At 60.5% G+C, this 21,028-nt stretch carries 21 protein-coding genes; all 21 read right to left on the bottom strand.

What is annotated here, in order from left to right; translation table 11 throughout:
- Positions 1-174: 174 nt before the first annotated feature.
- Positions 175-858, bottom strand: a complete 684-nt coding sequence (locus tag CGS49_RS11645; RefSeq protein WP_097801968.1) for a metallophosphoesterase — start codon at positions 856-858, stop codon at positions 175-177.
- A gap of 130 nt (positions 859-988) precedes the next feature.
- Entirely contained in the window at positions 989-2,449 is a 1,461-nt protein-coding gene (gene thrC / locus CGS49_RS11640) for a threonine synthase (RefSeq protein WP_097801967.1), read from the bottom strand.
- A gap of 99 nt (positions 2,450-2,548) precedes the next feature.
- A complete protein-coding gene (locus CGS49_RS11635; RefSeq protein ID WP_097801966.1) occupies positions 2,549-2,911 on the bottom strand; it encodes a YraN family protein in 363 nt (120 codons plus the stop codon).
- Positions 2,908-3,555, bottom strand: coding sequence for a ribonuclease HII (rnhB, locus tag CGS49_RS11630; RefSeq protein WP_097801965.1), 648 nt, complete (start codon positions 3,553-3,555; stop codon positions 2,908-2,910). The genes CGS49_RS11635 and rnhB overlap by 4 nt, the downstream gene beginning before the upstream one ends.
- On the bottom strand, positions 3,552-4,475 hold the full coding sequence (ylqF, locus tag CGS49_RS11625; RefSeq protein ID WP_097801964.1) for a ribosome biogenesis GTPase YlqF: 924 nt from the start codon (positions 4,473-4,475) through the stop codon (positions 3,552-3,554). The genes rnhB and ylqF overlap by 4 nt, the downstream gene beginning before the upstream one ends.
- A complete protein-coding gene (gene lepB / locus CGS49_RS11620; protein ID WP_097801963.1) occupies positions 4,472-5,020 on the bottom strand; it encodes a signal peptidase I in 549 nt (182 codons plus the stop codon). The genes ylqF and lepB overlap by 4 nt, the downstream gene beginning before the upstream one ends.
- 170 nt (positions 5,021-5,190) lie before the next feature.
- Positions 5,191-5,532 (bottom strand): 50S ribosomal protein L19, encoded by a 342-nt coding sequence (rplS, locus tag CGS49_RS11615; protein WP_097801962.1) that lies wholly within the window; start codon positions 5,530-5,532, stop codon positions 5,191-5,193.
- Positions 5,533-5,747: 215 nt separating this feature from the next.
- Positions 5,748-6,392: a TIGR03936 family radical SAM-associated protein gene (locus CGS49_RS11610; protein WP_097801961.1), complete on the bottom strand. Its 645-nt coding sequence runs from the start codon at positions 6,390-6,392 to the stop codon at positions 5,748-5,750.
- Positions 6,367-8,229 carry a TIGR03960 family B12-binding radical SAM protein gene (locus tag CGS49_RS11605; RefSeq protein WP_097801960.1) on the bottom strand — a complete coding sequence of 621 codons (1,863 nt, stop codon included), beginning with the start codon at positions 8,227-8,229 and terminating at the stop codon, positions 6,367-6,369. Before CGS49_RS11605 ends, CGS49_RS11610 begins: the two co-directional genes overlap by 26 nt.
- Before the next feature lie 66 nt (positions 8,230-8,295).
- Positions 8,296-8,775 (bottom strand): zinc metalloprotease, encoded by a 480-nt coding sequence (locus tag CGS49_RS11600; protein ID WP_097801959.1) that lies wholly within the window; start codon positions 8,773-8,775, stop codon positions 8,296-8,298.
- Entirely contained in the window at positions 8,762-9,316 is a 555-nt protein-coding gene (locus CGS49_RS11595; RefSeq protein ID WP_097801958.1) for a M23 family metallopeptidase, read from the bottom strand. Before CGS49_RS11595 ends, CGS49_RS11600 begins: the two co-directional genes overlap by 14 nt.
- Positions 9,317-9,408: 92 nt before the next feature.
- The gene (gene ppk1 / locus CGS49_RS11590) at positions 9,409-11,862 is read right to left on the bottom strand and encodes a polyphosphate kinase 1 (RefSeq protein WP_242975456.1); all 2,454 of its coding nucleotides are present in this window, start codon (positions 11,860-11,862) and stop codon (positions 9,409-9,411) included.
- A 45-nt stretch (positions 11,863-11,907) separates the two neighbouring features.
- Entirely contained in the window at positions 11,908-12,267 is a 360-nt protein-coding gene (locus tag CGS49_RS11585; protein WP_097801956.1) for a ComEA family DNA-binding protein, read from the bottom strand.
- Between the two features lie 66 nt (positions 12,268-12,333).
- Positions 12,334-13,167, bottom strand: a complete 834-nt coding sequence (locus CGS49_RS11580; protein WP_097801955.1) for an HAD family hydrolase — start codon at positions 13,165-13,167, stop codon at positions 12,334-12,336.
- Positions 13,164-14,096, bottom strand: coding sequence for an RluA family pseudouridine synthase (locus tag CGS49_RS11575; protein WP_097801954.1), 933 nt, complete (start codon positions 14,094-14,096; stop codon positions 13,164-13,166). Before CGS49_RS11575 ends, CGS49_RS11580 begins: the two co-directional genes overlap by 4 nt.
- A gap of 3 nt (positions 14,097-14,099) precedes the next feature.
- Positions 14,100-14,576 carry a signal peptidase II gene (gene lspA / locus CGS49_RS11570; protein ID WP_097801953.1) on the bottom strand — a complete coding sequence of 159 codons (477 nt, stop codon included), beginning with the start codon at positions 14,574-14,576 and terminating at the stop codon, positions 14,100-14,102.
- A 95-nt stretch (positions 14,577-14,671) separates the two neighbouring features.
- Entirely contained in the window at positions 14,672-17,464 is a 2,793-nt protein-coding gene (ileS, locus tag CGS49_RS11565) for an isoleucine--tRNA ligase (RefSeq protein ID WP_097801952.1), read from the bottom strand.
- A gap of 36 nt (positions 17,465-17,500) precedes the next feature.
- On the bottom strand, positions 17,501-18,316 hold the full coding sequence (locus tag CGS49_RS11560) for a DivIVA domain-containing protein (protein ID WP_097801951.1): 816 nt from the start codon (positions 18,314-18,316) through the stop codon (positions 17,501-17,503).
- 19 nt (positions 18,317-18,335) lie between these two features.
- The gene (locus tag CGS49_RS11555) at positions 18,336-19,154 is read right to left on the bottom strand and encodes a YlmH family RNA-binding protein (RefSeq protein ID WP_097801950.1); all 819 of its coding nucleotides are present in this window, start codon (positions 19,152-19,154) and stop codon (positions 18,336-18,338) included.
- The gene (locus tag CGS49_RS11550; protein ID WP_143405863.1) at positions 19,138-19,602 is read right to left on the bottom strand and encodes a cell division protein SepF; all 465 of its coding nucleotides are present in this window, start codon (positions 19,600-19,602) and stop codon (positions 19,138-19,140) included. Before CGS49_RS11550 ends, CGS49_RS11555 begins: the two co-directional genes overlap by 17 nt.
- Before the next feature lie 107 nt (positions 19,603-19,709).
- On the bottom strand, positions 19,710-21,023 hold the full coding sequence (locus CGS49_RS11545) for a biotin/lipoyl attachment domain-containing protein (RefSeq protein ID WP_242975455.1): 1,314 nt from the start codon (positions 21,021-21,023) through the stop codon (positions 19,710-19,712).
- Positions 21,024-21,028 lie beyond the last annotated feature (5 nt).

The raw sequence follows: 21,028 nt of genomic DNA, 5'->3' as shown, positions 1-21,028 counted from the left end.
TTTTTGCCCTTTGCAACCGCGCACTGCGTCCTGGATGAACTTGCTTTTGCAACATGCGGGGACGCGCGCGCTCAATTGGGTGCAACAATCGCGTCAAAACTTATTATAGCACGGCTTGGACACAATTGCCAGCCCAAATTGTGAATTTTTATCATTTTTGACCGCTGCTCACGGTCAGTTGATGCGGTACGGGCAGAAACGCAGCCCGTCGGCGCTCACCAGCTTGTAGCGGATGCCGTCCACCTCGCCCTGCACTGCGTAGCGGATGGCGTTGCCGTGCAGGTGGCCGTAATAGCAGGTCTTGATGCCATACTCTTTTAAGGTGGCCACGATCTCCGGTGCGCTGGTGCCGGTGTAGACCGGCGGATAATGCAGGAACACCAGCTTTTCCAGCCCCGGCTCCGCCGCGTCCAGGCTCATGCGCAGGCGGCCGATCTCGCGGTTCATCACCTTTTCGTCGTGGGCCTCACCCACATCGAACAGCCAGCCGCGGGTGCCGCAGATGGCATAACCTTCTACACTATAAGAATTGTTGTGCAGGATGTGCAGGGTGTCGAAACCCTCCGCCTTGAGGTACGCGTTCATCTTGTTGGCGGTGGACCACCAGTAATCGTGGTTGCCCTTCATGATGATCTTCTGCCCGGGCAGGCTTTGCAGAAAGGCAAAGTCCTTGCGGGTATCGGTCAGGCGCATGGCCCAGCTGATGTCACCTGCCAGCACAATGGTATCTTCCGGCCGGATGAGTTTTCGCCAGTTCTTCTCCAGACGCTCCACATAGTCGTTCCAGCCGGGGAAGATGTCCATCGGCTTGGAAGCGCCCAGAGAAAGATGGGGATCGCCAAGCACAAAAAGTGCCATGTTTTTACTCCTGTTCTATCGCAATTCTCGCAAACAGCTCCAATCATAACAGCATATTTGCGATATGCAGCCTGCGGATGTTGCCTGGGCATTGAAAAACGCAGGCTGCGATAAAGTGCAGCAGGATGTGTTATTCCTGATAGCCCAGCGCCACCTCGGCGATCTGCGCGGGTTCGATCACGGTGTCAAAGCGCTCCGGCTTCTGACGCAGCGCGGCAAGGCTTGCCGGTGCGGCGTGGGCGGTAGCTGCTTCCAGCTGCTGCATTGCTTCGAAATCATTTTCCGGTGCGGCCTGGCCCAGAGCGGCCAGAACGCTGCGCGGGAACTTGAAGGGAGATGCGGTGGACAGCACCACCATGGGCACACCATCACGCTTTTTCTGCGCAGCGACGTGGAATGCCACAGCGGTGTGGGTGTCGCACAGGTAGTTGTCCTTTTCGTAACGGGCACGGATCTCCCCTGCCACCTCGGCCTCGCTGCTCCAGCCGCAGGAGAAGTTCTTCTGAATGGCGGCCAGCGTTTCGGGGCGCACAGTGTAGCTGCCCTTCTCGGCCAGGTCCTTCATCAGACCCGCCACCTCGGCGTCACTGCCGGTGACATGGTACAAAAGGCGCTCGAGGTTCGAGGACACCAGAATGTCCATGCTGGGGGAAGTGGTCTTGAAGAATTCGCGCTTTGCGGTGTAGGTGCCGGTGGTGAGGAAGTCGGTCAGCACGTTGTTCTCGTTGGAAGCGCAGACCAGCTTGCCCACGGGCAGGCCCATGCGCTTGGCATAGTAGCCCGCCAGAATGTCACCGAAGTTGCCGGTGGGCACACAGAAGTCCACTTCGTCACCGAAGGTGATCTTGCCCGCTCTCAGCAGCTGGGCATAGGCGGCAAAGTAGTAGACGATCTGCGGCACCAGGCGGCCCCAGTTGATGGAGTTGGCGCTGGACAGGCGGATGTCCCGCTTGGCCAGTGCGGCCGCAATGGCGGTGTCACCAAAGACCTTCTTTACGCCGGTCTGGGCATCGTCAAAGTTGCCGCGCACGGCGTAGACTGCCACGTTGGCACCCTCCTGGGTGGCCATCTGCAGGCGCTGGATCTCACTGGTGCCGCCCGTGGGGTAGAACACCGCGATCTCCACGCCCGGGACGTCATGGTAGCCGTCCAGAGCAGCCTTGCCGGTGTCGCCGCTGGTCGCCACAAGGATCAGGGTCTTCTCCGTGCGGCCCAGATTCTTTTTGGCTTCCACCAGCAGTTTCGGCATCAGCTGCAGGGCGTAATCCTTGAAGGCACAGGTGGGGCCGTGCCACAGCTCCAGCGCATAGGTATCCCCTTCCACCGGAGCCAGATAACCGGCCTTGCCGCCGAAGGCTTCCCCGTAGGTCCTGCGGGTAGCTTCGGTCAGGAAGTCCTGCGAATAGTCGGTCAGATATTCTTTGATGACGGCGGCTGCCATGGCCGGATAATCCAGCTCACACAGCGCCTTCACATCCACCTGCGGGAAGCTTTCCGGCACGAACAGACCGCCCTCATTGGACAGGCCCTGTGCGATCGCTTCCGAAGAAGTCACCTTGCGGTTTTGGTCTCTGGTACTGAAAAACTGCATCGTTGTCGCTCCTTTTTCGCCGTAGAACGCGCAAAACGCGCTCCTGCTGCTGCGGCAGAGAAGCTCTCTGCCGGTCCATTTCCCACCGGGGCACTCGCTTTACGCGAGGAAAGCGCCCCTTATAATATGTACCATCCAGCGCCCGCTGTCAAGAGGAAACACTTCTGCCACGTCAAAACGCACCGGTGCGTCGCTCAGGCCGTTTACCTGCAGATAGCTCTGCGCGGCGCGGATGAGACGGCGCTGCTTGGGCCGGTCCACCGCTTCGGCCGGGCTGGCAAGGGAGTTCTCGGCCCGGGTCTTCACCTCGCAGATGACGATGGTGCCGTCCGGTTCCTGCATCACCACGTCCAGCTCCCCCATCCGGGTGCGGAAGTTGTGGGCCAGCAGGCGGCAGCCCTGTTGCAGGTAAAACTTTGCGGCAGCGGCTTCGCCCTTCCGGCCGGTCTCGGCGCGGTTCACTTGCCGCTCTCCGGCCAGTAGCCCTGCTTTTTCAAAAAGCTGCGGCGGTAGAACGGCTGGATGCCATACTGCGCGATGAGTTCATAGTGGAGCTTGGTCGGGTAGCCCTTGTGCTTTGCCAACTGGTACTGGGGGTACTGCCTGTCCAGTTCCAGCATGTAACGGTCACGGCTGACCTTGGCCAGCACCGATGCCGCGCCGATGCTGGCGCTGGTGGCATCGCCCTTGACCACCGGCTGTGCCGGAATTTGCAGCCCTGCCGGGGTGCGGTTGCCGTCCACAAGGACGAGGTTCGGCACGATGTCCAGTTCTTCCACAGCCTGCTTCATGCCGCCCATGGTGGCGTTGAGGATGTTGTCCCGGTCGATGATGTCCGGCCCCACAAAGATGATCTTGTAGGCCAGCGCCTTTTCCACGATCTCATCAAATAATGCTTCCCGCTTTTTCTCGGTGAGCTTTTTGGAGTCGTTGATGCCGTAGACCGGGTTTTCCGGGTCCAGGATGCAGGCCGCGACGCACACCGGGCCGCACAAAGGGCCGCGCCCGGCTTCGTCTACCCCCGCAAAGCAGCCGTACTGGCTGCGCACGGCGGCGTCGTACTCATACAGCGGGGCGGAAATTTCCTCGTCGGAACGGCGCTTCATTCGTCATCCTCCTCGGCAAAGTCGGCCAGATCATCCCGCTGCGGCGGGCGCTCCAGCGAGATGCGGCCCCACTTGCAGGCGCGGAACTCGTCCACCAGCATGATGGCACAGCGCTCGGTGTTCACCTCGCCGCCGCGCACCAGCAGGCCGCGCTTGCGGCCGATGGCTTCCATCAGCTCGTAAGGCGGCAGGGCCATGGTCTCGGCATCCAGCTTGTAGCGCTGGGCCACCAGGTCCGGGTAGTTGCGGCGCACTTCGTCCAGCAGGTTCATGGCCAGTTCTTCCACGTCCAGAATGTCATCCTTGATGGAACCGATGAAGGCCAGGTTGGACGCAATGGTCTTGGAATCAAACTTTTTCCACAGCACACCGGGCATGTCCAGCAGGTCGAACTTGTCGGTGCTGACCCACTGCTTGCCCTTGGTCACGCCGGGGCGGTCGGCCGCCTTGGCACGGGCCGAGCCCGCAAAGGTGTTGATGAAGGTAGACTTGCCCACATTGGGGATGCCGCAGAGCATCACCTGGGTCTTGGCACCGCTCATGCCGCGGTTCTGGCGGCGTTCCAGCAGGCCCGCCAGCTCTTTTTCGATGGCGATCTTGACGGCGTTGGCACCGCCCTTCTGCTTGGCGCTGATGGCCACGCATCCGGCATCTGCCGCGCGGAAGTACTTGATCCATTCCTCGGTCACCGCCGGGTCGGCCAGATCGGCCTTGTTCAGCGCATAGAGCTTCGGCTTGCGGGCCGTGATGCGCTCGATCTCCGGGTTCAGGCTGGAAAGCGGGATGCGCGCATCCAGCAGCACAAGGCTTGCGTCCACATGCTGGATCTCCTGCTCCATCATGCGCAGGGTCTTGGTCATGTGGCCCGGGAACCACTGAATATTGTACTGGTTTGCAAACCGGGTATCCATTTCGTTCATTTTACCACCCCAAAATCTGTAAAGGGCATAAAGCACAAAAGCACCTTGCCCAGAATATCGCGCTCGTCGATGCAGCCGACGTAGGACGAACGGCTGTCCAGCGATTCGTTGCGGTTGTCGCCCATCACGAACACCGTGCCCTCCGGCACCGTATACGGGAACTCCACGTCATAACCCAGATGGGTGGGCGCGGCAATGTAGTCCTCCTGCAGCACCTCACCGTTGACGGTGACAGTGCCGGCCTCGTAGTCGATGCTGATGGTGTCGCCGCCCTTGGCGATGACCCGCTTGACCAGCGGCTTGCCGTAGGAGGTGTAGCTGTCCACGATGACCACATCACCGCGCTGCGGCGTATAGCCTGCCCCCCACACGATGAGCTTATCGCCGTTGACCAGCGTTGGCACCATGGAGCTGCCGTCCACCTGAATGATGCGGAAAAAGAACGAAAAGATGAGCACCAGCACCAGCGCCGCCGAGATCAGCGCCTCGTACCATTCCAGTAGATTCTGCCCGCGCACGGGCTTTGCCTGTTCCTGTTTTTCCATATCCGGTACACCTCACCCTCTGAGTTTTGCATCACTGACCCGATTATACAGCAATCCGCAGCCCCTGTGCAAGCGCACCGGCTGCAAAAAGCCGCATTTTACTGAAATTTTGATAAAGAAAAAAGGGACAACAAGGTTGTCCCTTTTCTCCCGTTTCAAATCGGGGATGATCAAATATCGCTCTTGACCTTGGCAGCCTTGCCCGTACGGCCACGCAGGTAGAACAGCTTTGCGCGGCGGACCTTGCCCTTGCGGACAACGGTGACCTTCTCAACGAAGGGGCTGTTGATGGGGAAGACACGCTCGATGCCGACACCGTAAGCCACGCGGCGAACGGTAAAGGTCTCAGCAACGCCGCCGTGCTTCTTAGCGATCACAGTGCCCTCGAAGGCCTGAATGCGCTCACGGTCGCCGTCCTTGATACGAACATCAACGCGGACGGTATCGCCAACGTTGAACTGGGGCTTCTCAGCCTTGATGCTGCCTTCAGAAATAATCTTCAGTGCGTCCATTTTTGAATCCTCCATTTGTTTTTAGACGTTCATACACGGCACTTTGCCGTCAGAGGACCGCCCGTTTAATGATATTGTCATTAACCCCGCTGTGGTCTCAGCGGACACTAACGCCTAAATAGGATATCACAAAACCCGCGTGAATGCAAGCGTTTTGACCAAAATAAATGCAAAAATTTTCTGTTCTGTCAAAACGTATGTCTTTTGTGCCCTGCTCAGGCAAACAGCTGCTTATCTGCCGTCAGAAACTTTTTGCGCAGGATGTTCGCGCTGGCGGCAGGCAGGCCGAACTGATCTTCCAGAAAGCCGGTGAGCAGCGAGGGGTTCAGGTTCAGTTCCTGCGCGGCGGGCATACACAATTCAATGTGCAGGCTGTCCCCGTCCACAGTGTATTCCACCTGCGGGATGTGGTCCTTCAGCTCAATGATCTTGTTGCCCTTTTTGCCGTGCTTTTCCACCGTTGCGCTTTCCAGCGCGTTGTACTGGTCCAGCACGGCCGCCGCAGCTGCCGGGTAAGTGATGCGATAGCAGGCATAGGCGATGAGGTCCGCCTTCATCTGCACCGGACCCACATGGGTGATGACGATACCGGCGGGCATGATGGCGTTCAGCGCGTCCTTCCACTGAGCAAAGTCCGGGTTCTCGGCCTCCGTCTTAACGTCCACGCACTCGCACTCGCTCTCCTGCCCCAGAGAAAGCGGGCAGGCAAAGGTCATGTAGATGTGGGGGTTGAAGCCCAGCGTGTGCCACACCGGCAGGCCGCTGCGCTTGAGCACCCGCTGCATCACCCGCTGCAGGTCCAGCAGAGAAATGTAGGAGGCCTCATTCTTTTTCTCAAACGAGATTCTTACTGTAATCAAAGCAGGGACCTCCTAACAGATGATTTGCACCGCAGCCGTGGCAGGCACGGTTGCAGGGCTGGGTGGTCTGGGCGGCAAGAGCCTTGTTGTATTCCCGCACCAGATATTCGTGGGTGACGCCGTAATCCATGTGAGACCAGGGGGTCACCTCGTCCAAACCGATGGGGCGCTGGCAATAGAATGCCGGGTCGATGCCCATATCGGCAAAGGTCTGCAGCCAGGTATCGTACTGGAAGCATTCTTCCCAGCCGTCGAAGTAGCAGCCACGCTTGTAGGCTTCCACAATGACCGGGGCAAGACGGCGGTCTCCCTTGGCGAACACGCCCTCCAGGAAGCTGGTGGTGCTGTCGTGGTAGTTGACCTTGATCTTGCGGCTGTGGACGCTCTCCAGCAGATGCTTCTGCTTGGCGCGCAGCATTTCCTCGGTATCCATGGGCACGAACTCAAAGGGTGTATGAGGCTTGGGCACAAAACAGGCGCAGCTGATGGTCACCTGCACACCCTTGCCCTTGCCGCGCTTCGGCAGCGAATAGTACAGGTCCACCACCTTCTGGGCGGTCTCGGCGATGCCCTCAATGTCCTCCATGGTCTCGGTGGGCAGACCCATCATGAAGTAGAGCTTGACCGAAGTGTAGCCCGCGTTGAACGCGATGGTGCAGGTCTTTTCGATCTCGTCCCAGGTGACGTTTTTGTTGATGACATCCCGCAGGCGCTGGGTGCCGGCTTCGGCGGCAAAGGTCAGGCCGCTCTTGCGCACCTTGGTGGTCTTCTCGATCAGGCTCTGGGAGAAGTTGTCCACACGCAGAGACGGCAGCGACAGGCTGACGTGCTCCTTGGGGGCCCACTCGTTCAGGTCGTCCAGCAGTTCTTCCAGCTGGCCGTGGTCCGAGGTGGACAGGCTGGAAAGGCTGAGCTCCTCATAACCGGTATTGGCGCACAGGTCCTGCGCCGCCTTGTTCAGCAGGCTGGCATCACGCTGACGCATGGGGCGGTACAAAAAGCCCGCCTGACAGAACCGGCAGCCGCGCACGCAGCCGCGCAGCACCTCAATGCTGGCACGGTCCTGAATGGCACCCACCATGGGCACCACGAAGTTCGTCGGCGGGGCAAACTCGTTCAGATCCTTGATGATGGCCTTGGTGATGCGGGCCGGGATGCCCGGCTCGTTGGGCGTGATGGACTTGACCCTGCCGTCCTCGTAATACTCCACATCATAGAACGCCGGGATGTAGATGCCGGGGATTTTGGCGATGCGCTGCAGCAGCTCCTTTTTGGAGACGCCGCCTTCCTTTTTGGCCTTCTCGATCTCAGCACAGATGCCGGGCAGCTGATTTTCACCCTCACCCAGCTGGACCACATCGAAGAAATCCGCAATAGGCTCCGCGTTGCAGGCGCAGGGGCCGCCCGCCACGATCAGCGGCCAGCTCTCGTCGCGGTCTTTGGAATAGAACGGGATGCCTGCCAAGTCCAGCATGGCCAGAATGTTCGTATAGGAAAGCTCGTACTGCAGGGTAAATCCCACTGCATCAAAGGCAGTGAGCGGGTCTTTGCTCTCCATGGTGTAGAGCGGCAGGTGCAGGCGTTCCATCTCGGCCTTCATATCGAGCCACGGCATGAAGGCACGCTCGCACCACCAGTTCTCGTGGCTGTTGAGCAGCTCGTAGAGGATCTTCTCGCCGAGGAAGGACATACCCACCTCGTAGGTGTCCGGGAAGCAGAATGCAAAGCGGACGTCCATCTTTTCTTTGTCTTTATATACACTGCCGGGTTCGCCGCCAGTGTAGCGGCCGGGCTTCTGCACCCGTCCCAGCGCTTCTTTCAGTTTGGGATCAAACATTGAGTCCTCCAAATAAACAATCCTGATTTACACGTCTTTTTATTGTACCCGAAACCGGATGTTTTTTCAATCGTTTCCCGCCAAATTTTTGTGCGAGTTCCACACAGCATACAGGCAGGCGGCCATCTGCGCGCCGTCCAGCGGCGGGATGGGCAGCAAATTGAACCCACCCGTCAGCAGATTGGCGGCCAGAAAGGCGCTGCCCCGGATGGTCATGTTCCGGCCCAGCCGCAGCGCCCAAAGGCTCGCCAGCAGAAAGTTGACCGCCGGGCCGGCCGCCGCCAGCCAGAACCGCCGCCCCGGGGATAGCGCATTCCCGCAAAGGCGCATGCAAAAGCCGGTCATGGTCACCTCAATGACCGGAAAACGGTGGAAAAACGCGCAGTAGAGCAGAATATGCCCCCACTCGTGCAGAAAAGCCGCCAGCAGGCCCAGCCGCAGAAAGCCGCTGGCGTCGAAGTAGAGCAGAACATACAGCGCCCCGCACAGCAGCACCGGGTCACGGAAGACCAGCGGCCCGGCCCGCCGGGTATCACGATGCTTCATCGGCAAGGCCCAGCGCTGCCGCCGGGTCTTGGGCGGTGCCCTGCTCCCACAGCTCAAAGTGCAGGTGCGCCCCGGTGGCGCGGCCGGTCTGCCCGGCAGTGCCAAGCACCTGCCCCGCCTGCACCACCTCCCCGGCCCGGACGTAACAATACTGCAGGTGGGCGTACCGTGTCTCCCGGCCGTCCGGGTGCAGCAGATACAGGCAGTTGCCGTAGCTGGCGCTGCGGCTGGCCCGGGTCACCACACCACCCTCTGCCGCAAGGACGGCGGTGCCCTCTGCACAGGCAAGGTCGATGCCTTTGTGGAATGCCGTCTCTCCCGTGAAGGGGTCGTCCCGCCAGCCATAATCGTCCGAAACGCGGTATTGCGTTGTTTTCAGCGGGAAGCAGAGCGTTTCCCGCTTTGTCTGCGCCCGCACCGGCAGCACGGCCGCGATGCAGAGCAGCAGCAGCGAGACCGCTGCCCCAAAGAGCCCGGCTCCCGGCCCATGTTTTCTCCATTTTGTGAGCCGCCCGGCTCGTCCGCTTCGCTTTGCCCGCATACGCTTTCCCCTTTCCGCTGTAGTCCACTGTATGCAGGCGGGCACGCAAAAAGACCCGGCAGAGCGCTTGCTCTGCCGGGCCTTGTAAAGTTTTATTTACGGAACTTGAAGAAATCGAGGATGCGTTTCAACGGATTCTTTGGCGCGTGTGTTTCTGCCACCGGCTTCACCGGCCGCGGGGCGGGCGCTTCCGCCTTGGGTGCAGGCTGCGCCGGACGCGGCTTATTGTTCACCATCTGCTCCAGCTGGTCAAAATGATCCGGGCTTTCCGGGGCCGGTTCCTCAGCAGGCACAGGAGCCTTTCCCGGTTCGTTCTGCGGCGCAGCGATATTTTCGGCCGGGGCCGCTGCCTTTTCCGGTTTGAGCTGTTCTTCTGCAGCGGGTGCAGCTTCGGTTCCAACAGGCGCGGCGGCAGGTCCCGGGGCGGGAGCTGCCGGTTCTGGGGCCAGCGTCGTCGGCTTCCAGGGTTCGGGCTGGGTCCAGTCATCCTTCAGCAGGTCGTACATGCCCATCTGGCCGTTGACCAGTTCCTCGCCCTCGGCGGGCTTTACCTTCTGGTAGCTGCCGTCCGGGCGCATCTCGCGGGCGTTGACGTTATCCCGCAGCTGCAGCTGCAGGATGTCGGTGAGTTTTTGCACCAGCACCGGGTCTTCCACCCGGACGCCTACCTCCACGCGGCACTCGGTGTTGCGGGTGAGGAAGTCGCCGGATGCGATGTAGATGCGGGTGTGCACGCCGTCGAAGAAGCTGTAGATGCGGCCGTGCTCAAGGTAGCGGCCCACGAGGCTGCGGATGTGCAGGTTCTCGGTCTTGCCGGGCACACCGGCGCGCACGCAGCAGATGCCGCGCACGATCATGTCGATGCGCACTCCGGCACAGCTGGCTTCCTGCAGTTTGAGAATGATGTCGCGGTCGCTGATGGAGTTGTTTTTCAGGATCATTGCCGCCGGGCGGCCCATGCGGGCGGCCGAGATGACATGGTCCATTTCTTCCAGCAGCACGCTCTTGAACCGCAGCGGGGCCACCAGCATCTTGTCGCTTGTCTCGGTCAGCTGCTGCACGGCAAGGTTCTGGAACACGTTGGAGGCTTCCTCGCCGATGCCCTGATCTGCCGTGATGAAAGAGTGATCGGTGTAGAGTTCGCTGGTCTTCTCGTTGTAGTTGCCGGTGCCGATCTGGGTGATATAGGAGTAGCCGTCCTTCCCCTTTTTGGTGATGAGGGTGAGCTTGGAGTGGACCTTGTAATCCTCAAAACCGTAGATGACAGTGCAGCCTGCGCTTTCCAGCTGCTTGGACCAGTCGATGTTGTTCTGCTCGTCAAAGCGGGCGCGCAGCTCCACCAGGGCCACGACTTCCTTGCCGTTTTCGGCCGCTTCCGTCAGCGCCTGCACGATCTGGGACTCCCGCGCCATGCGGTAGAGGGTCATCTTGATGGAGATGACGTCCGGGTCGTGGGCGGCCTTTTTCAGCATGGCAATGAAGGGCCGGATGGACTGGTACGGATAGCTGAGCAGCACATCGTGCTTCTGCACCTCGGCGGCAAGGTCGTAGTCCGACGGGGGCAGCATGGGCCGGGCCGCCGGGTAGAACAGTTCCGGGCGGCCCTCGGCTTCGATGCGGCCGGTGAGCTTGTAGAAAAAGCTCAGGTCCAGCGGGCTTTTCTGCTCGAACACCCGCTTGTGGGTCAGCAGCAGCCGGTTGCACAGCAGCCGTTCTACCTCCGGCGCGGGCGCAGGCGTGATCTGCAGGCGCACAGCAGCCAGTTTGCGGCGGCGCTTGAGCAGCTCGGTCATGATCTCGCGGTAATCGATGTCATGATCCATCATGCCTTCTTTCACGTCGATATCCGCATTGCGGGTAACGCGGAACAGGCATTTTTCCAGAATGGTCTCCTTGCCGAAGATGCTGGCTGCAAAGTGCAGCACCAGTTCTTCGGTAAGGGCAAACAGCGTTTCGCCGTCCTTTTTAATGAAGTGGATGCGTTCCATCTGGCTGGAGATGGGGATGATGCCCAGGCTCTGCCCGGCAGGGTGCTTTTCCTTGAGCAGCACGCCGAGGTAAATTTCCTTATTGCGCAGGAACGGGAACGGGTGGCGGTTGTCCACGATCTGCGGGCTGAGGATCGGGAACAGCTCGGTCTGGAAATACTTCTTCCAGACATGCTCGTCCTCTTTGGTCAGATGGTCAAGATCCACCTTGCGGTAGCCATTTTCGGCCAGTGCTTCCAACGCTTTTGCGTAATATTTGTCGCAGTCCTCCTGCAGCTGGGCGGTTTTGGGCATGATGGCGGCAAGCTGCTCGGCGGCCGTCATGTTGGTCTTGTTCTCGCGCTTTTCCTTTTTGCCCTTTTCCTGCTCCAGGTTCGCGCGCTCCTGCAGAGAGCCCACGCGCACCATGAAGAACTCGTCCAGATTGGAGCCATAAATGGCAAGGAACTTGACCCGCTCGGCCAGCGGCACGTTTTTATCCTTGCCCAGCGCAAGGACCCGCCGGTTGAAGTCCAGCCAGCTCAGCTCGCGGTTGATAAAAATGGTATCATCGCTCATGTTCATTCCCCTTTTTTCCGCTCTGCGGGCAAGCGTTGCCGCAGTTCAGCGCACAGTTGCCTGGCCTGCCCAGGAGGCCACGATGTCTTCGGTCAGGCCCGGAACGTCTGCCGCATCTGCCACCTGCGCGAACGGCCCATACTGCTGCCGGTATGCCACAATGGCCCGGGCACGGCTCTCGCCCACGCCGGGCAGGGTGCACAAAGCATCCAGGTCGGCGGTGTTCAGGTCCACCCGGGTGTAGGCAGAAAGCGTCTGCCCGTCCGGCAATGACTGTTCCTCTGTGCCCTTCAGCGGGACCGCGAACCGAAATGCCAGCACCGCGCACAGGATGGCCGCCGCCAGCGAGAGCAGAACGAGCGCTCTTTCCCGCCGGGCGGCTTCGGGCCGAAGTTGTTCTTTCATTGTACCCGACTTTCCTCTAAAAAGAAAGGCCTCTGCGGAAGAATTTGCAGAGGCCTTGCACAAACTTTACACGGATTTTTCGGCATCCCGCACCATACGGTACAGCACTTCCACCGCTGCACCCGCAGATGCGTCGGTCAGGGTGACGTTCTGGGCGGCAAGGCGCAGCTCTGCCGGGGCATCGGCTGCAGCCGCGCTCCGGCTGGCCGCGCGCACCAGTTCCAGCATCGGCATGCCGCCGGCCAGCACCAGCACGTTCTCCGGCTCTACGCCCGCCGGGCCGCAGACAGCGTCCAGCATTTCTTTGCCGGAGACGGTCTTCGGGGTCAGCAGCAGGGTGTCCGGCGCTGCGCGCTCCCCCAGCAGCACAGCCGTGCGGTCGCCCAGTGCCTTGCCCAGCAGCGAGACCATGGGCACTGCCTTGCTGTCCTGATACAGCAGCACCCGCAGCACGTTCTCGCCCTTGATGTCTGCCGCATTCGCCAGCAGATAGGGCGTCCACTCCTGCTGCAGGTGGCGTTCCAGCGCGTTGCTCATGCGCAGCACGCGGGTGGTGCCGTCGGTCATCTGCAAAGCGATGCCCACGCCCGCCGCAGAGGGCAGCTGCGCAAACAGGTCAGCGTCCTGCCCGGCAAAGCTGCACAGCGGCTGGCGGGTGCCGTCGGCATAGTGATAGGCCATGGTGCCGCCGCAGACCAGCGCAGGCGCTGCCAGCCGCACGCTGCCCAGAATGGACCGCACCGCCCGGGGCGAACGCTGGGAAAAGACTGTGAAGCGGCCGCCGCGGCTGGAAAACAGCTGCAGCACATCCCGCACCACCTGGGTCAGGTTGCCGTCTGCACCCAGCAGCAGATTGTCCAAATCACACAGGACCAGCGTGGATTCCAGAGACTGATTCATACATTTCCCCTCCTGAGCGTTGCAAGAAAATGGGTAAAGTAATCCGGCAGTTCCGAATCAAAGCGGAGCTGTTCGCCGGTGATGGGGTGCACAAAGCCCAGCGTTTTGGCGTGCAGACACTGGCCGTGCAGGCTGGTGATGCAGTTGTGGGGGCCATAGACCGGGTCCCCCGCTACCGGGTGCTGGATGGACGCCATGTGCACGCGGATCTGGTGCGTGCGGCCGGTCTTCAGGCGGCATTCCAGCATGGTGAAGTTGTTCAGTCGTTCCAGCACCTTATAGCCCGTATAAGCGTACTTGGTGTGGGGCTCACTGGCCGGGTAGACCGCCATTTTTTTGCGGTCAGTCTTGCTGCGGCCGAGGTTGCTTTCCACAAAGCCTTCGTCCTGGGCAAAGCCGCCGTAGACGATGGTGTTGTAGGCACGCTCCACGCTGTGCACCGCCATCTGCTGCGAAAGGCCGATGTGGGTCGCATCGTCCTTTGCCACCACCAGCAGGCCGCTGGTGTCCTTGTCGATGCGGTGGACGATGCCGGGGCGTATCTCGCCGCCGATGCCAGAAAGGCTGCCCTTGCAGTGCCACAGCAGTGCATTGACCAGCGTGCCGTCCGGGTTGCCCGGGGCCGGGTGCACCACCATGCCCTTAGGCTTGTTCACCACCAGCAGATGCTCGTCCTCATAGACGATATCCAGCGGGATGTCCTGCGGCACAGCCTCGATGGGCTTTGCGTCCGGGATCTCCAGCAGGATGGTGTCCCCTGCCTTGAGCTTGAGGCTTTTGGCCACCAGCTTGCCGTTGCACAGCACATGGCCGTCTGCCACAAGGGCCTGCAGCGCCGAGCGGGAAAGGCCGGTATCTTCGCCGCTGAGAAAGCGGTCGATGCGCTGGCCAGCCGTCTCCGGCTCCACGATAAATTCACGCTGTTCCATGGTTTACTGCCCCTTTGCGTTTTCGCCGTGCAGTTCTTCCAGAAAGATCACCAGCACCCAGAGCCCCACGCCCACGCACACACAGATGTCCGCAAAGTTGAACACTGCAAATCGCATGAACAGCAGGTTGATATAGTCCACCACCTCGCCGTTGAGCACGCGGTCGATCAGGTTGCCGATGCCGCCGCCCAGCACAAGGATCATGGCCGCCTGCTGCAGGTATTTGCCGCGGCTGCGGAAGAACAGCACATAGGCCACCGCCAGCAGCGCCGCGCTGGTGGCGATGATGAGGAACAGCTGTTTGCCGCTGAGCAGGCTGAATGCCATGCCCTGGTTGAGCACAAAGCGCAGTTCCACCACATGGGGGATGAACGGCATGGCCCCCACCGGCTGCAGAGCATTCACCGCCCACAGCTTGATGGCCTGGTCGATGCCCACCAGCGCCGCCACGGCCGCCAGATTGAAAAGAACAAAAGCCATAGGATAACTCCCAAATCATTCAGTATAAAAAACGGCGCTCCCCGGGTAAGGGAGCGCCGCCCTTTTCAAAACAGTTCTGTTTTTACGCGGAAGGTTTATGCTTCCACAACGCTGGCGCAGCGTGCGCACAGGGTGGGATGAGCTGCGTGGGTGCCGATGGAAGCAGAGTACTTCCAGCAGCGCTCGCACTTCTCGCCGGTGGCGTGTGCCGCAGCAACGCCCAGACCTTCGACAGCGCTGGCAGCGCCGCCCTCACCCTTGACCAGCTCCACATGAGAGACGATCATCAGGTCGGCCAGCTCATCCATGGGGATGCTGTTCAGCAGGTCATAGACAGCGTCATTGCAGTACAGGGTGACAGCAGCTTCCAGAGAAGCACCGATGGTCTTCTCGGCACGGGCCTGCTCCAGCACCTTCTTCACCTCGTCGCGCACGGCGATGAGCTGTGCCCACTTTGCCTTGAAGGCATCGTCGGCGGCATACTGGCCAGCCTTGGGCATCTCCTCGAACACGACGTACTTGTTCATGCCCTCGGTCTTGGGCAGGAAGTCCCAGATCTCCTGGCTGGTGAAGCACAGGATGGGCGCAATGATCTTGTCCAGAGCGACGAGGATCTTGTACATGGTGGTCTGAGCTGCCTTGCGGCCTGCGCCGTTGGTGCAGTACAGACGGTCCTTGGTGACATCCAGATAGAAGTTGGACATGGCCACAACGCAGAAGTTATACACGGCATGGTAGACCTTGTTGAAGTCATACACAGCGTAGCCTGCATTGGTGTTGGCGATCAGGTCGTCCAGAGCGGCCAGTGCCCAGCGGTCGATGTCCTGCAGCTGATCGTCCGCCACACAATCGGTGTTGGGGTCAAAGCCATCCAGGTTGCCCAGGATGAAACGGGCCGTGTTGCGGATCTTGCGGTAAGCCTCGCTCAGCTGCTTGAAGATGTTCTTACCGGCACGCACATCCACGGTGTAGTCGGAAGAAGCCACCCACAGGCGGATGATATCCGCGCCGTAGTCCTTGATGATCTCGCTGGGCTCCACGCCGTTGCCGGCGCTCTTGTGCATCTGCTTGCCCTGCTCGTCCACGACCCAGCCGTGGCACAGAACGGACTTGTAGGGTGCGCAGCCCTTGGAGGCAACACTGGTCAGCAGGCTGGACTGGAACCAGCCGCGGAACTGGTCGCCACCCTCCATATACATATCGGCCGGGAAATGCAGCTCGGGGCGCTCCTCCAGCACAGCAGCGTGGGTGGAACCGGAGTCGAACCACACGTCCATGATGTCGGTGTCCTTGGTCCACTCGGAAGCGCCGCACTTTTCGCACACTTCGCCTGCGGGGATGATCTGCTCGGCTTCGTACTTGTACCATGCGTCAGAGCCTTCCTTGCGGAACAGGTCGCTGACCGCCTTGATGGTTGCATCGGTGATGTGGTAAGCGCCGCACTTCTTGCAGTAGAAGGCCGGGATGGGCACGCCCCAGGTGCGCTGACGGCTGATGCACCAGTCGTTGCGGTCGCGGACCATGCCCTTCATGCGGTCATGGCCCCAATCCGGCATCCAGGTGACCGTGTCGATGGCCTTGTAGACATCCTCGCGGAACTTGGAGATGGAGCAGAACCACTGTTCGGTGGCGCGGAAGATGATGGGGTTGTGGCAGCGCCAGCAGTGCGGGTACTGATGCTTGATGTGCACCTGACCCATGATGACACCGGCCGCAGTCAGGTCGGCCAGAATGGTCTTGTTGGCTGCCCAGACGCGCTGGCCTGCATACTTGCCAGCCAGTTCGGTCAGATAACCGCCGTCGTCCACGGGCACGGTGATGGGCACATTGTACTTCTGAGAAACGTTGAAGTCATCGACGCCGTGGCCGCCTGCGGTGTGAACGCAGCCGGAACCGCTTTCCAGCGTGACATGGTCGCCCAGAATGACGGTGCCTTCCTTGGGCAGGTAGACGTGGTTGTAGCGCATGAGCTCGAACTCAGTGCCGGGCACAGGCTCGCCCACGATCTCGTAGTTCTCGATGTGGCAGGCGTCCATGACGCTCTTGACCAGCTCGGTGGCCATGATGTGGAACTCGTCGCCGATCTTGACGAAGGAGTACTCAAACTCACCGTTCAGGCAGATGGCCTCGTTGGCGGGCAGGGTCCAGGTGGTGGTGGTCCAGATCACGAAGTAGGTCTTGTCCATCGGGATGCCGTGCTTTGCCAGCGTGCCGTTGGGGTCCTGAGAAACGTGGAAACGCACAAAGATGGAATCGCAGTCGTCCTCACCGTACTCGATCTCGGCCTCAGCCAGAGCGGTGCGGCAGTCCGGGCACCAGTACACGGGCTTCAGGCCCTTGTAGATGTAGCCCTTCTTGGCCATCTCGCCAAAGATCTCGATCTGGCGTGCCTCGAACTCAGGCTTCAGGGTCAGATAGGGGTGCTCGAAGTCACCGATAACGCCCAGACGCTTGAACTGGTCGCTCATGATGTCGATGTGTTCGGTGGCAAACTTTTCGCAGATCTGGCGCAGCTCCAGCTTGGAGATGTCCTTCTTCTTGTCGCCGACGGAGGACAGAGCCTTCAGCTCGATGGGCAGGCCGTGGGTATCAAAACCGGGCACATAGGGAGCCTGGAAGCCCTCCATGTTCTTCTCGCGGATGATGATATCTTTGATGATCTTGTTCAGGGCGGTGCCCATGTGGATGTTGCCGTTTGCATACGGAGGGCCGTCGTGCAGGATGAACTGCGGTTTGCCCTCGTTGTGCTTCATGAGCTGGTTATAAAGGTCGTTGTCGTCCCAATCCTTCAGCATGACCGGCTCCTTCTTGGGCAGGCCGGCACGCATCTCAAACAGGGTCTTGGGCAGGTTCAGAGTACTATCGTACTGCGATTTGTTCTTAGCCAATGGTTTACACTCTCCTCTATATTTGCTTAGGGTGCCTTACTCGCTGAACTTGACGCCCTGAAAGGCATCGTAGTCCGGTTCTTCGGGCTTCATGTCAGCAGGAGGCGGGTCCAGCTTCAGCTGGCTCTCGTCCTTTGCCCAGAAATCCTCACTGCTGTCCTCTGCCGCTTCGTCTTCGGCAGCATCTGCGGGCTCTGCTTCGTCCGCCGCCGGGGCTGCGGGCTTTGCGGCAGGCTGGGCGTCCGCAGGTTCCTGCGGGGCAGGCTCTGCATCCGGGGCTGCAGCGGCAGGCTCCTCGTCCGCCTTTGCGCCTTCGTCTGCGGCGTCCTTCTGGAACTCCGGCAGGCGGCTCAACGATTCCACATGGCTGCGGTACAGGTTGAGCACGTCGGACTTGAAGCGGGTCACTTCCAGACGGACGCGGTCATACTCGCGCTCCTCGGCAAGCTTTTTCTCATTCGCTTCGCTCTCGATCTCGTCTGCGCGGTCGCTGGCCTTCTGCAGCAGCTCGTTGGCGTCGCGGATGATGTCATCGCCGCGCAGGTTGGCGCGGTGGATGATCTCCTCGGCCTTCTGGTTTGCTTCACGAATGACATTTTCGCCCATGCGCTGTGCATTGATCAGTGCGCTCTTGAGCATTTCGCCGTCCGCTTCAAAGCCCTTCAGCTCCTCGTGAAGCTTCTGGTTCTCGGCAGTCAGATCGGCGATCTGTTTCCGAAGCTGCTCCATCTGTGCATCATCGCTGTGGAGCTGTTCCTCGACCTTGTCCAGAAAACGGTCCACGTCCTCTGTGCGGTAGCCGCGGAGGTTCTTCTCGAATTGCACAGAACGTACATCCTGCGGAGTCAGCATAGCAATTTCCTCCCGTTGTTTAATATTGAAAAAACTCGATGATCTGTCGGTCTTTTTTGCTTTTTCCGGGCAGTGCGGTCAGGCCGAAGCGGCCCTTGCCCCGCACCGTGAAGACATCGCCCTCATACACCGGGGCGTGGGGTTTGTCGGCGGGGAGATGGTTGATCTCCACCCGGCCCGCCGCGATCAGCTCGCTTGCCATTCCGCGGCTGCACCGGAGCATGGCCGCCAGAACGGCATCCAGCCGCAGCGACGACACCGTGGCACTGCGCATCTCGCGCTGCGCCGCCGGGAACGCGGGCACCTCGCCCGGCTCCAGCAGTTCGGTGGTCAACTCGGTGTGCCCGGCCTGGAACAGCTCGCGGCAGATCAGCTGTGCCGCCGGTTCCAGCGCGAACACATAGGCCGTGCCCGGCTGATCCTCCGGCAGGACGATATCCCCCAGTGCTTCCCGCTTGAGTTCAAGGCCCATCAGGCTGCCCAGATAGTCCTTGTGGGCGGGCAGCGCAGCCCCGGCCAGTGCGCGGCACTGCAGCCGCACACAGCGGATGGGGCTTTCCGCATAGCTGAACTCCGGCTCCAGGCAGAGGATCTTCCGCTCGGCTTCGGGCCAGCCGCCGTCAAAGCGGAAGCCCTCCTGCACCCCGGCACGGCCCAGTGCCGCCCGGGCAAGGTCCTGTTCGCGGTCGCTGAGAAAATCAGAATACCGCGCGATCTCCCGGGAAAAGGCGGTGCGGGCCAGATCCTCGATGTGCCGCATCAGATAGCGTTCTTCATCGGTGCGCGCCGGGATGAACCCACGCGCTGCCTTGGGCTGCGGATCAATAGAACGCGCCATTGCTCTCCAGCTCGTCCAGCAGGTCACCCATGATATCCACGTTATACGGGGTGATGATGAAGGTGCTGTTGGCCACGCGCTTGATCTGGCCGTTGTTTGCATAAGCCACGCCGGACAGGAAGTCCACCAGACGGCGGGAAACTTCCTTGTTGGTGGACTCCAGGTTCAGCACCACGGTGCGCTTGTTGTTCAGGTGGTCCGCGATCGTGCTGGCGTCCTCAAAGCGCTCGGGCTTGACCAGAACCACCTTGAGCTGAGTGGTGGCGTTGATGTTGACCACCTTGCCCTTTTTCTTGGCGTTCTCGGCAGAATCGTCCACTTCATCTTCTGCGCCGACACCGGCATTGTTATTATTGCTCACCATCTGAGGACCGTCGTCGATGTACTGATCCTCGTAATCGTCCTCCTGGTCAAACAGGCCCTTCTTGAGACTATCAAGCAAAGACATACAATCTGCTCCTTTCATTCGGGCAGCTTCGCGCCGCCTGGCGTATTTTGCAAAAGAATGCAAATAGCTTTTACTATTATCGGATTTTTTGCGCCGGATGTCAATAACTACAAAAGCTTTCCGTCATACAAATTTTGTCCCGAGACGATTATTTCGTCATAAAGCCGCACCTGACTCACCGAACCATCGGTCCCCTTGGGCAAAACGAGGGTATATTCGCCCTGGGTGATGAGCGGGTGGTCGTCGTCCACCGGGTCGATCCTGCAGAAGCGGGCAATATTGCCGTACTTGACATACACGCCCGGGATGTAGTTCTCGCCCTTGTCCTCGGCTTCGGTGCCGTCTTCCTTTAAATAATGGATAGCAGCCGTCGGCACCAGCAGGCCGGTGTCCTCCCCCAGCGAAATTTTCGCTGCGGCCTTGTTCAGGCACAGCACATCGCCGTTGATGGAGTTGCAGGTGAGCACGAAGCGGGCAAGGTCGTTGTCCGCATCAATGGTCACATCAGTAACGGTGGCCTTGAGGGCAGTCTCCACCCGGCCCGGGAAGCTGATCTCCACGGCCGTGCGGCGGGGCTTGCCGTCCTGGCCCAGAAGCTTTTCGCCCTCTTTTGCCGAGCACACGCCCACATAGCGCCAGGTGAAGCCGGATACGATCTTGCCTGCACAGCCGTCCAGCGCCAGCACGGGGTCGGAATCCAGGTAGCCTTTCAGCTCCTGCGCGCTCAGGGCAAGGATATCCTCTGCCCCGGCGTTCAGCCGCCCGCTGCTGGAAGCCCGGACGAAGTAGCCGGTCTGCGGGGCGGTGATCTGGGTGGGATTGCCCAGCTGCGCCTGCACGGTCTGGGCCTGCTGGGCCAGGGCCGCGATCTGGTCGGTAAAGTTGGCCGCGTCGCCCGTCACGATCCAGAGCTTGTTCTGGGCCAGCAGGTAGGCATCGGCGGAATCGCTCACGGCTTCATAGTCGCCGTCATCCAGCGTATCCATCAGGTCGTACAGAGCCGAGGAGCGGTCCTTCAGCAGCGTGTCCAGCTGCAGCGCCGAGGTGTTCTGGGACCTCTGCAGCAAGTCGATCTGGTCCGTCAGCTGGGTCAGCTGCTGGCGCAGCACCGCCTGCGAGGCATCGCTGTAGATCTCGGCCACGGCCGTGCCTGCCGAGACGCGCTCGCCGTCGGCGGCAAGGTAGCCCAGCGTGCCGCTGCCGGCCACATAACTCTCGTCGAACAGCAGCACGCCGTCGGCGTCGATGGCGTCCGACACCACAGCCGGGAGGGCTGTTTCATATGCATTCTGCGGGAACAGGATGTGCACCGCCTGCCAGCCCACATAGCAGGCCGCCGCCAGCAGAAATGCCGCCAGCACGCCTGCCAGCGTGGCCAGCACCTGCGGGGCGCGGCGTTCCTTCCGGGTCTCATCCGGCATAACGA

The organism is Faecalibacterium langellae, from assembly GCF_002549775.1.
Classification (GTDB): domain Bacteria; phylum Bacillota; class Clostridia; order Oscillospirales; family Ruminococcaceae; genus Faecalibacterium; species Faecalibacterium langellae.
The sequence above is the reverse complement of the archived record's forward strand: the minus strand, read 5'-3'. Positions and strand labels throughout refer to the sequence as shown.

What these genes read in the sequence shown, in the direction of transcription:
- CGS49_RS11645 (WP_097801968.1), bottom strand. Translation starts at nt 858, where the DNA reads ATGGCACTTTTTGTGCTTGGCGATCCCCATCTTTCTCTGGGCGCTTCC.
- thrC (WP_097801967.1), bottom strand. Translation starts at nt 2,449, where the DNA reads ATGCAGTTTTTCAGTACCAGAGACCAAAACCGCAAGGTGACTTCTTCG.
- rnhB (WP_097801965.1), bottom strand. Translation starts at nt 3,555, where the DNA reads ATGAAGCGCCGTTCCGACGAGGAAATTTCCGCCCCGCTGTATGAGTAC.
- ylqF (WP_097801964.1), bottom strand. Translation starts at nt 4,475, where the DNA reads ATGAACGAAATGGATACCCGGTTTGCAAACCAGTACAATATTCAGTGG.
- lepB (WP_097801963.1), bottom strand. Translation starts at nt 5,020, where the DNA reads ATGGAAAAACAGGAACAGGCAAAGCCCGTGCGCGGGCAGAATCTACTG.
- rplS (WP_097801962.1), bottom strand. Translation starts at nt 5,532, where the DNA reads ATGGACGCACTGAAGATTATTTCTGAAGGCAGCATCAAGGCTGAGAAG.
- CGS49_RS11605 (WP_097801960.1), bottom strand. Translation starts at nt 8,229, where the DNA reads ATGTTTGATCCCAAACTGAAAGAAGCGCTGGGACGGGTGCAGAAGCCC.
- CGS49_RS11600 (WP_097801959.1), bottom strand. Translation starts at nt 8,775, where the DNA reads ATGAAGCATCGTGATACCCGGCGGGCCGGGCCGCTGGTCTTCCGTGAC.
- CGS49_RS11595 (WP_097801958.1), bottom strand. Translation starts at nt 9,316, where the DNA reads ATGCGGGCAAAGCGAAGCGGACGAGCCGGGCGGCTCACAAAATGGAGA.
- ppk1 (WP_242975456.1), bottom strand. Translation starts at nt 11,862, where the DNA reads ATGAGCGATGATACCATTTTTATCAACCGCGAGCTGAGCTGGCTGGAC.
- CGS49_RS11585 (WP_097801956.1), bottom strand. Translation starts at nt 12,267, where the DNA reads ATGAAAGAACAACTTCGGCCCGAAGCCGCCCGGCGGGAAAGAGCGCTC.
- CGS49_RS11580 (WP_097801955.1), bottom strand. Translation starts at nt 13,167, where the DNA reads ATGAATCAGTCTCTGGAATCCACGCTGGTCCTGTGTGATTTGGACAAT.
- CGS49_RS11575 (WP_097801954.1), bottom strand. Translation starts at nt 14,096, where the DNA reads ATGGAACAGCGTGAATTTATCGTGGAGCCGGAGACGGCTGGCCAGCGC.
- lspA (WP_097801953.1), bottom strand. Translation starts at nt 14,576, where the DNA reads ATGGCTTTTGTTCTTTTCAATCTGGCGGCCGTGGCGGCGCTGGTGGGC.
- CGS49_RS11560 (WP_097801951.1), bottom strand. Translation starts at nt 18,316, where the DNA reads ATGCTGACTCCGCAGGATGTACGTTCTGTGCAATTCGAGAAGAACCTC.
- CGS49_RS11555 (WP_097801950.1), bottom strand. Translation starts at nt 19,154, where the DNA reads ATGGCGCGTTCTATTGATCCGCAGCCCAAGGCAGCGCGTGGGTTCATC.
- CGS49_RS11550 (WP_143405863.1), bottom strand. Translation starts at nt 19,602, where the DNA reads ATGTCTTTGCTTGATAGTCTCAAGAAGGGCCTGTTTGACCAGGAGGAC.
- CGS49_RS11545 (WP_242975455.1), bottom strand. Translation starts at nt 21,023, where the DNA reads ATGCCGGATGAGACCCGGAAGGAACGCCGCGCCCCGCAGGTGCTGGCC.